This is a genomic window from Streptomyces sp. NPDC001868 (genome assembly GCF_040297125.1).
In the GTDB taxonomy this organism is placed as follows: Bacteria; Actinomycetota; Actinomycetes; order Streptomycetales; family Streptomycetaceae; genus Streptomyces.
In genome coordinates this window covers 1-9166 of sequence record NZ_JBEOYO010000112.1, presented here as the reverse complement: position 1 = coordinate 9166, position 9166 = coordinate 1, and the positions used below count along the sequence as shown (strand labels likewise).

At 67.4% G+C, this 9166-nt stretch carries 8 protein-coding genes and 1 pseudogene; 5 read left to right on the top strand and 4 right to left on the bottom strand.

Features of this window, described 5'->3' with window-relative positions:
• Positions 1-93 precede the first annotated feature (93 nt).
• Both ABT147_RS46595 and ABT147_RS46590 read left to right on the top strand, forming a co-directional pair.
• Positions 94-498 (top strand): annotated as a pseudogene (locus ABT147_RS46595) (transposase); the annotation flags it as partial.
• A gap of 88 nt (positions 499-586) precedes the next feature.
• Positions 587-1009 (top strand): hypothetical protein, encoded by a 423-nt coding sequence (locus tag ABT147_RS46590; protein WP_266535562.1) that lies wholly within the window; start codon positions 587-589, stop codon positions 1007-1009.
• Between the two features lie 37 nt (positions 1010-1046).
• Here the strand turns inward: ABT147_RS46590 and ABT147_RS46585 are convergent, their stop codons facing one another.
• The 3 genes from ABT147_RS46585 to ABT147_RS46575 all read right to left on the bottom strand — a co-directional run bounded on the left by ABT147_RS46585 (position 1047) and on the right by ABT147_RS46575 (position 4955).
• The gene (locus tag ABT147_RS46585) at positions 1047-3236 is read right to left on the bottom strand and encodes an nSTAND3 domain-containing NTPase (RefSeq protein ID WP_351418505.1); all 2190 of its coding nucleotides are present in this window, start codon (positions 3234-3236) and stop codon (positions 1047-1049) included.
• 150 nt (positions 3237-3386) lie between these two features.
• A complete protein-coding gene (locus ABT147_RS46580; protein WP_351418503.1) occupies positions 3387-4532 on the bottom strand; it encodes a helix-turn-helix domain-containing protein in 1146 nt (381 codons plus the stop codon).
• Positions 4533-4607: 75 nt separating this feature from the next.
• Positions 4608-4955 (bottom strand): hypothetical protein, encoded by a 348-nt coding sequence (locus ABT147_RS46575; protein ID WP_351418500.1) that lies wholly within the window; start codon positions 4953-4955, stop codon positions 4608-4610.
• 335 nt (positions 4956-5290) lie between these two features.
• On the opposite strand from ABT147_RS46575, the gene ABT147_RS46570 reads away from it, so the two are divergent.
• The 3 genes from ABT147_RS46570 to ABT147_RS46560 are packed head-to-tail and all read left to right on the top strand — an operon-like array spanning position 5291 to position 7412.
• A complete protein-coding gene (locus ABT147_RS46570; RefSeq protein ID WP_351418498.1) occupies positions 5291-5554 on the top strand; it encodes a hypothetical protein in 264 nt (87 codons plus the stop codon).
• Complete coding sequence (locus tag ABT147_RS46565; protein WP_351418496.1) at positions 5551-5922, top strand: hypothetical protein; 372 nt, start codon at positions 5551-5553, stop codon at positions 5920-5922. Before ABT147_RS46570 ends, ABT147_RS46565 begins: the two co-directional genes overlap by 4 nt.
• Positions 5919-7412: a ThiF family adenylyltransferase gene (locus tag ABT147_RS46560; RefSeq protein ID WP_351418494.1), complete on the top strand. Its 1494-nt coding sequence runs from the start codon at positions 5919-5921 to the stop codon at positions 7410-7412. The genes ABT147_RS46565 and ABT147_RS46560 overlap by 4 nt, the downstream gene beginning before the upstream one ends.
• Positions 7413-7605: 193 nt before the next feature.
• On the opposite strand, the gene ku is transcribed toward ABT147_RS46560, so the two are convergent.
• A complete protein-coding gene (gene ku, locus ABT147_RS46555; protein ID WP_351418492.1) occupies positions 7606-8694 on the bottom strand; it encodes a non-homologous end joining protein Ku in 1089 nt (362 codons plus the stop codon).
• Positions 8695-9166: the final 472 nt, after the last annotated feature.

Below are 9166 nucleotides of genomic sequence, written 5' to 3'. Positions count from 1 at the left end.
GGCCGCCTGACCCCCATCGAATTCGAGACCGTCATGACCACACCGGCCCTCCAGGCCGCGTGACCGCACCTGTCACCCGAACCTGCATCAGACCCAAACGCCGAGGTGATCGCGAGCATGCCCGGAATCGGGCCCCTGCTGGGTGCCGAGTTCCTCGCAGCCACCAGCGGAGAAATGACGGCCTTCGGCACCCCGGATCGGCTCGCCGGGTTCGCCGGCGTCGCCCCGGCTCCCCGCGACTCGGGCAAGATCAGCGGAAACCTCCACCGGCCCAAGAGATACAGCCGCAGCCTCCAACGCGTCTTCTACACCTCCGCATTGATCAGCATTCGCTGCTGCGAGGAATCACGCCGCTTCTACGACCGCAAGCGCGCCGAGGGCAAGCGGCACACCCAGGCCGTGCTCGCACTCGCCCGACGACGCGTCAACGTCCTCTGGGCTCTTCTTCGTGACAATCGGTCCTACGAGCCCATACCGCCGGTCCCGACCGCCGCTTGAGCTCGACAAATCCGCGAGGAATTACGGTCGACGGGCAGACACAGACGCGGGAGGATCCGCCGACCGAGGGCCGAAGGCGGGGAGACCGGTGATCACTCAGGGCATGAAGGTCACGACGCGCTGCGATGACTGCGGCGGTGTGTTGATACGCGACATCGGCCAGTTCATCGACCGCGGGCAGGTGTGGTGGGGCACCGAAGGGAGATGCCGGACCTGTCCCACTGCGTGGTGCGAGCAGGACAGCGGCGGAACGACCCCCGAGGAGATCCGGCAGGCGCTGCTGGCAGAGCACGGCCCTGCTCGACTTCGTCTTGCAGGGCCCGAGTCGAGTCTTGTCCCTGTCTTGCACGCTCTGCGGGAGACACACGGGCTGTCGCTGGCGCAGGCGCGGGCAATGGCCGACGAGCTGAGGACGACCGGCCTGGTGGGCACGTTGGTCGAAATGGAGCATGTGGCCGCCGGGCTCCGCCGTCGCTCAGTTGCCGCGACCGTCGAGCCGGCGGCCGACTGACGGCCAGCGCCCCAGCCAGAACGGCTTGACAAGAAGATTAGGAATCGTCGATGTCGTCGAAAACGCTTCGGTGGTAGGTGGCGGCAGGATTCGCTTGATTCGTGGGAATGTGGTCGGCAGACGGCGTATTGGGTCGAGACTTGCTCTCTTGCTCTTCGTCGGCCTCCGATTTCTCATCTTCGATGAGTTCTTCCATTCTTGCGAGTAGCCTGCTGAACTCCTCGGCAATTTCTGGTTGGTCCGCGAGTGAGTCGCGATAAGTCTCCAGACTCTCTCGAAGTGGTGCGTAGTACTCTTCTGGGGTTATTTCTCTGTTTCCGTATCGATTGCTACTCCAGTCCGACAGTAGAGCGGAGGTCGGTGAGAGTAATTCTTTCCTGACTTCCTTCAAAATGCCCTCTCTCTCTTCTGCGGAAAGGATGATATCCCAATGCGGCGTATCTACCCAGCCTGCGTCAGGGGCCGACACGGCGTACTCGGTTAGGGTTTGAAGTATTTCTTCGTGCTCGTCTTCTCTGATGAGACCTGCCTGGTGTAGGCGCGCCAGTACTTCAGGTTTGCGGTCGGATCCCAGGTATATCCCGAAGTTCATCATGTTGGGGACGAAGTTCGGATCCGTCTCGGTGTACTGCTTGAGGAATGCATCGGAGCATCGGCTGGTGAAGAAATTGCACCAAAGGAAATCTTCCCAGTGGTCCTTCCTTTTTCTGGGTTCGAGCTCCTGAAGTCGCTTGGTGACGAAGTGGTAAAGAGTTGGCGGGACTTTAACTAGAGTTCCGTGCTGATTTTCACTCCCGCAATCAAGTTTAGTGAGCATTTCTTCTAACGGTAGTCCAGACAGGAAGATGCCGAGGAGGTTGGGGTTGGCGGCCAAGAGTTCGGCGAAGCCTTCTTGGAGGGTGGGGTGACGGAATGACCACCCTGTTGTGGTCTCATTTCCTGGAGAGGATGAGAATCGTAGGAAGGTTCCGGTGAGGGCGTTAAGTGCGCGGTCGATGCCTGCGGGGGAGCTGCCGAGGCGGATGATGACGTCCTGTTGTGCGGCGTCGAGGGCGAGCGGTGCAGGCAGGCACTCTCCTGACTGGTAGGTCAGCGCGAGGGCGGCCTTTTCGTCTGGTCCGAGCTCCGTGTAGAGGTCGCGCAGGAACGCTGTCGGGCGGCGCATGAAGTCGGTGATGCCGTGTTTGCCTGGTTTCAGGTGACGGGTGAAGGCTTGCCGGCCTAGGCGTCGAGCCACTTCGGGGTGGAACGGGTTCTGTGCGGCCGCCTCTTCCAGATGGGGTTTCATCTTGCCGCGTACTTCTGTGGGCTGGTCACCGAGGCTGATGTGGTTGTAGAGGATCTGTCGGCGTTCCCCGAGGGGCAGTTGGGCGACATCTACAACTACTTGCTGCTCGTGCAGCAGGGGGTAGGCGTATTCCTTCAGGTGCTGGCGTGCATCACGGTAGATGTAGTCGCGTGAGGTGAGGACGATTTTGGCTCCGCCGTGGACCGCGGTCATGACTTGGCGCATGTGGCGAGACCAGCTATCGGTGAGCTGGGGTTCGTGGCGGACGGCGCCGAAGGCGTCGTCGATCCAGAAGAATTGGTTTGGCTCGTTGGGATTCCAGTGGCGTACGAGTCCGGCGGCGTCGTGGGCGTTGACGGTGAGGCAGCCCCAGGCGTCGAGGGCGGTCATGGCCAGGGTGGCGGCGATGACGGATTTACCGACGGCAGGTTCACCGAGTAGGAGGACGAAGCCGTGTTGTTGGACGGCCTGTGCGGCACGGCGGTAGGCGTCGGTGACGACGAAGGTGGCCAGCTCTTCTCGTAGGTAGGAGAGCAGATATTGGGCCTGGGTGTAGGCGCGTTCGTCGAGGATCTGGGAGAGGTCGCCGAGTCCGTAGACGCGGGGGACGAAGGTCCGCAGGCGCTGGCGGGTGGCGATGGTGTCGCAGATCCATTGGCCGTCGAGGATCAGCGGGTACGCGACGCCGGCGTCGAGCAGCCGTTGTCGGATGGTGGCTTCCGAGGTGCCGCTGACTCGTGCGTTGGTGAGCAGGACCCGACGGCCCCTTCGTCCTGCAGTGCAAACACACCAAGAAAGCCGACACCACCCTCGCGCCCTCGGATCTCGACGACGAGTTCGCCAAAGTCCAGGCTCTGGTGGAACGGGGCCTGTGCGGCACGCCGATCGGGTCCGGTGGCTGTTGCCAGGTTCCGTAGAACGCTCCGTCGCGTCCGCCATCGTTGGAGTCGGCGAAGGTGTGTACAGACTGTGCCCACACTTCGCGGAGTACAGCTGCGCACAGATCCTGGAATGCGCGCCAGCCCAGGGTGTGCAGGGCGAAGTCGGGGGAGCCCGGTGCTGCGACGGTGCCTTTGCGGGGATGGTCGCTCACTGTGGCTGGTCCTCGATGGGGCCGTTGTGGGGGAAGCGGACGGAACGTTTGAGGTTGTTGCCGTGGGTCCAGGGCAGGGCGCCGTCGTGCTGGAGGCGGCCGACGACGATGCCGGGGGCGATGCCGGCCTGGCGGGCGAAGGCTTTGACGTTGTCGAAGGGCATGGGCCTGCGGGCGAGGCGTCGGTATGCGGCGTTGTGCTCGGGCGGGATGAGGGTCTGGGCCGCGAAGGCGTCGGCTTCTTCTTCGCTGCGGTCGCCTTCGGGCGTGCGTTCGTCGGCGCGGTCGGTGTTGTCGAGGAAGGTCAGTCTCTTGCCGTGCAGGAGCGTGTGGCCGATCTCGTGGAAGACGGTGAACCAGAAGTGGTCGTCTTTTTTGAACCGGTCGCTGAGGGCGATGCCGACCTTGTCGGGGGTGAGCCAGCGGGTGACGCCGGAGACGCTGCTCAGGGGAGGGGCGGGGAGGAAGACGACGGCGACGCCGGCCTGGGCGCACAACTGGGTGATCCGGCCGGGCCAGGTTGCCGGCTCTTCCAGGGTGAGGGCGCGCAGGCGGGGCAGGAGGGCGGTGAGGGCGGCGCGGTCGAACGGCTGGCAGGGCAGGTCGCGGGCCTTGAGTTCTGCCTGGCGCAGCCATACCGCGGTGGCGTAGTCGTCGGTCTTCAAGACGGTGGAGCGGCGGAAAGCGGTGCGGTAGCTCCGCCAGAGGTCCTCGGCGATGCCTGGGTCGGCGACGCCGAAGAACGCCAGCAGACGCTGGAGGTTGTCCGCGCTCCTGTCCTTGTTCGGCAGGATGCTGCGCTTGACGAGCTCGGTCAGTGAGAAGTTGTCCAGCCAGTCGATGCGCTTGCTGAGCTGCTGGAGTTCCTGCTGGCGGGTGACGTGGGTACGCCAGGCGGCTTCCAGCTGGTTCCACATGGAGGCCGGGATGCCGGTGGCGCGCTCGAGGAGGAGCGCGGTCTCGGGGGTGAGGACCGCGGTGCCCTGGACGATCTGGTTGATGTGCTTGGTGGACAGGCCGGTACGCCGGGCGAGGTCGGCCTGAGGGATGCCGAGTGCTTCCAGCTGTTCTTTGAGGGTCTCGCCGGGCGGCTGGGCGGAGTCGGGCGCGTAGACGAAGGGCGGGGCGGGAGGCGGGGTCACGGGTGGTGCCTCTCTGAGGTCGGGGAGGCGGGGGTGGCGGGGGCGGTCATCGCGTCATGGCGATCGCGGTGACTATCAGGGCGCGTACGGAGTGTTCGTCAAGGGTGCCGTCACGGTGGGCGGCGGGCGGGTCGTCGCGGGGGCGTACGACGAGGTGGCCGTGGTTTCCGAGCGAGACATCCGGCTGACGCCGTTGTCGGCCGGATCGGGCCGTAGCCGGGCGGCCGCGAGGCGATGCAGGTCGGCCAGGTGGTCGGCGGCGGCCATCTGGCCGAGGCGTCTGTGGAGCGTGGCGGCGGCCTCCGGCCCGAAGCGGGCCCGGCGGGCCGCGTCGCTGTTGCAGACGCGGGCGAGCTCCGCGTCGTCGAAGGCGATATTCACCGGCAGCCCCAGAAACCTCTTGCGTATACCTGCTGCTTCCATGTTACTCTCTCGATCAAGGAAAGTTTCATTGGCTTGCTAGGTGCATGAAACTTCGCGCGCGATGGAGCACCTTTGCAGGTCAGATCGATCCCTCTTGAAGGAGGTACGTCATGCCGGGCAAGGTCAGTAAGGCGAGTGGGTCTGGTGGGAAGCGTGGTCGCAGTGCGGTCACGGGCCGGTTTGTGAAGCAGTCGACGGTGCGTAGGCACCCGTCGACGACGGTGAACGAGCGCGCGTCGCGCGGCTCGAAGAAGAGCAAGTAGGCGGGCTTCGGGCCCGCCTTTCGCATATCCCGGCCCGCCGCGGGCGGGCCGGAGGAAGGGGAGGTGGTCGTCATGACGACGGCAGACATGCAGCACGAGGAGACCAGTGGCAAGACCCTGACCGTCACGGTGGACGGCGAGCCGGTGGAGGTGCCGAAGCGCACGACGCCGAACGCGGTCCTGGGCCTGGCTGGTATCGACGCGGGCACGCACTACCTGGTCCGGATCACCGGTCGGCATCAGCACTCGTTCGCCGGCCGTGGGGAGGAAGAGATCATCGTGCATGAGCGGGAGACGTTCGTGTCGGTCTCCACCGGCCCGACCCCGACCGCATGACTGCGGTGATGCCGGAGGCGGGGCCCGCGGGGATGCTCGCGGGCCTGCGCCGGGCCGGCTACACGGTGGAGCAGAGCGGCAACTTCGCCGTCTTCGACTACCTCGTCGAGGTCGGCCCGCAGGCCGGGACGACGGTACGCATCGGCCTGGAACTGGTGCCGGACTGGCCGCTGTCGGCCCCGCACGGCCCGCACATCACCCCCCGCCTGGGACACCCGCACGGCGCGGTGCACACGTCTCCGCTGGGGCAGGAGTGGGAACACTGGAGTCGGCCGCCCGCCGACTGGGCACATGACCGTACGGTCCGTGGCTATCTGCGGCACCTGCGCACCCTGTTCGCGCAGCTGGAGAACGGACCCTCCGCGTGATCACCCGCTTCTCGGTCGCCATGACCTGCGACACCGCCCAGCACCTGACCGATCACCTGCGCCGTGCGGACGGGCAGGAGGACTGCACTTTCGTGCTGTGGCGGCCGAGCACCGGTGCCAGCCGCACCACCGCCCTGCTTACCGAGGTGGTGCTGCCGCAGGACGGCGAGCGGATCGTGCACGGCACGGTGGACTTCACCAGCGCCTACTTCCTGCGCGCCGCCGCCCTCGCGGCCGAGCACGGCTGCGGGCTCGGCTTCATCCACGCCCACCCCCAAGGCCGGGGATGGCAGCGACTGAACACCATCGACCACACGGCCGAGGCGTCCTTTGCCGCGCAGACCCAGGTGATCACCGGCCGTCCGCTGGTTGGACTGACCTTCGCGGGCGCGGATGCCGGCTTCGGTGCCCGCATCTGGCAGCAGCAGGCCCCCCGCCGCTATGCCCCCACCGAGGCGGAGAGCGTCCGAGTGGTCGGCGGCCGCCTGACGGTCACATTCAACAACCGTCTCCTCCCCGCGCCGCCGGCCACGAACCGGCAACTGCGCACCGTCTCCGCCTGGGGACAGACAACCCAGGACGACCTGGCCCGTCTGCACGTCGGTGTCGTCGGATGCGGCTCGGTCGGCATGCTCGTCGTCGAAGCCCTGGCCCGCACCGGCATCCAGGACCTGAGCCTGTTCGACTTCGACACCGTCGAGGAGGTGAACCTCGACCGGCTCCTGCACGCCACCATCCGTGATGTGCGCCTGCACCGGGCCAAGGCCCGCCTCGCCGCCCGCACCTCTCGCCGCGCGGCCACCGCCGTCAACTTCCGGGCGACGCCGTACGAGCTGAGCGTGGTCGAGCCGGCCGGGTTCGCCGCCGCGGCCGACTGCGACGTGATCTTCTCCTGCGTCGACCGGCCCTGGCCCCGCGCCGTCCTCAACTTTCTCGCCTACGCCCACCTCATCCCCGTCGTCGACGGCGGCATCGCGGTCGACGCCCGCGGCGGACGCCTGCGCGGCGCCGAATGGCGCGCCCACATCGCCGCCCCCGGTCGCGCCTGCATGGAATGCCTGGGTCAGTACGACCCCGCCCACGTCCAAGCCGAACGTGACGGCTCTCTCGACGACCCGGCCTACATCACCGGCCTGCCCGCCGGCCATCCGCTGCGCCGCAAGGAGAACGTCTTCGTCTTCTCCAACAGCGCCGCGGCCGCGCAGCTGAATCAGTTCGTCACCATGACGACCGCGCCGGGCGGGATCGCCGACACCGGCGCCCACCTGTACCACCTGACCACCGCCACCCTCGACCACCGCGAGGACGGCTGCGAGACGGGCTGCCCCTACGACGGCATGCTGCGGACGCTCGGCGACGACGCTCCCGTCACCGTCACGGGACGGCACCCAGCTGCTGAACAGGCGCGCGCTGCTCGTGCCCGTGCGGTACGCCGCTGGCCGCTCCGCGCCCGGCGCGCTGTCGACGACCTCCTGCACCGATTCCGCTGAAACCCCCGGCCAGAAGCGCCGGGCGACCACACATTCGCGCTTGGCCCGCCCGGCCGGCGCCGACAGAGAGGAGCGCCCGGAACCCGTCCCATTTCGGTTCTGCGGCCCAGCCCGGAAGTAGCTGGGGTGTGGGTACGGGGGTGCTCAGCATCGGCTCCGGCAGCTCCCACGGCATGGGTGCGGCGATGCCGGGTCAGGCGGCGTTCTGTTTGCGGCGCTGTCCAGCGTGGGTGAGGGCGTTGATGAGTTCCTCCCGGCTCATCTTGGAGCGGTCCGCGATGTCGTTCTCAGTGGCCCGCTCGTACAGCTCCGTCTTGCTCAGCTCCCGCAGCTCGCTCTTGCCGGTCCCGCGCTGGCCGCGCGTGGTGGTCGAGGCGCGGGCTGACTTCGGCGGCGCCTTGCCAGCGGCGGTCTTCTTCCCCCTCTTCCCGGTTGTCGTCCTGGCCGTCTTGCGGGCCGGGGACGGCTTCTTCGGCTGCGGCGCACGCTCTGTCTCACCTCCGCCGCGGGCCTGATCGATGCTGCCCTGCAGAACCGTCATCAGGTCGACGACGTTGGTGGCCGCCGGCGCCTCTTCGGCGGGCGCGATCTCCTGGCCCTCGGCCTTCGCCCGCACCAGCTCCCGTACCTTCTCCTGATACGTGTCGTGATACCGGGACGGCTCCCACCGGCCGCTGAGCGCCCCGACCAGCTGCAGCGCCATGTCCAGCTCCTTGCCCTTGCCCGCCCGGCCGGAGGGCAGTTCGCGAAGCTCCTGGCGCGGATCGCGGACCTCATCGGCCCAGTGCAGGGTCTCCAGCACCAGGACCTTGTCCTCGGCGCGCAGCGCGGTCAGGCACTGCTTGCCGTGCATCACGAACGTGGCGATCCCGACCTTGCCGGCTTCGGCGAGGGCGGCGCGCAGCAGCTCGTAGACCTTGGTGTACTCCTTGCCGCGCGGGGCGAGGTAGTAGGTGCGGTCGAAGTAGACGGGCTCGATCTCCTCCAGGTCGACGAAGTCGGTGATGTCGATCGTCTGGGAGCGGCCCGGCGCGATCTCGTCCAGCTCGTCGGGCTCCACCACGACGTATTCGCCCTCGCCCGTCTCGAAGCCCTTGACGATGTCCTCGCTGGCGACTTCGTCGCCGGTGCGTTCGTTGACCCGCCGGTTATGGATCCGGTCGGAGGTGCCGCGCTGCAGCTGGTGGAAGTGGACCGTGTGGTCCTCGGTCGCGGTGAACAGGCCGACCGGCACGCTGACCAGCCCGAAGGTGATCACACCGGTCCAGATCGCGCGCGCCATGACCGACCACTCCCATCCGCCGCTTCGGACACGATGCTCCTGCTGACCACGCTGACACCCCCGCACCCGCAGCGCGCGCTGGAATCACCGCCAGGCCAGCACACCGCGGTGGCTGCCCGGGCCCAAAGTCTGCTCTGGGTGCTATGAGGTGCGCTCCTGGTCCGGTCCGGTGCCGCGTACGTCGCTGTCGATGCCGGGCGTGCCGAGCTGCGGGGAGAGGGGGCCAGATCTTTCGGCTGCCTGGCGAGTGGCCTCGTCCGAGTGAAGGAGAGACGCGCGACCGGACCGTGCGGGTGATGGCGTCCGCGCCGCTGCACGGCGGTGAGCTTGAGCGCCGAGGCCGTTCCGGGGCACCCCGGCACGGACACCGGCACGGACGACGACGAGGAGATCGAGACCGAGGCCTTCTGGGACTACGAGGGAGGCTTCGTCGACGAGGCGACCGGCATCGCCGGGACGGTCGAGAGCGACG

Bases quoted from the DNA above. Each gene is read 5' to 3' on its own strand.
- ABT147_RS46565 (WP_351418496.1), top strand. From the start codon at position 5,551: ATGACTGCGGTGATGCCGGAGGCGGGGCCCGCGGGGATGCTCGCGGGC.
- ABT147_RS46575 (WP_351418500.1), bottom strand. From the start codon at position 4,955: ATGGAAGCAGCAGGTATACGCAAGAGGTTTCTGGGGCTGCCGGTGAAT.
- ABT147_RS46570 (WP_351418498.1), top strand. From the start codon at position 5,291: ATGACGACGGCAGACATGCAGCACGAGGAGACCAGTGGCAAGACCCTG.
- ku (WP_351418492.1), bottom strand. From the start codon at position 8,694: ATGGCGCGCGCGATCTGGACCGGTGTGATCACCTTCGGGCTGGTCAGC.
- ABT147_RS46585 (WP_351418505.1), bottom strand. From the start codon at position 3,236: ATGGCGGACGCGACGGAGCGTTCTACGGAACCTGGCAACAGCCACCGG.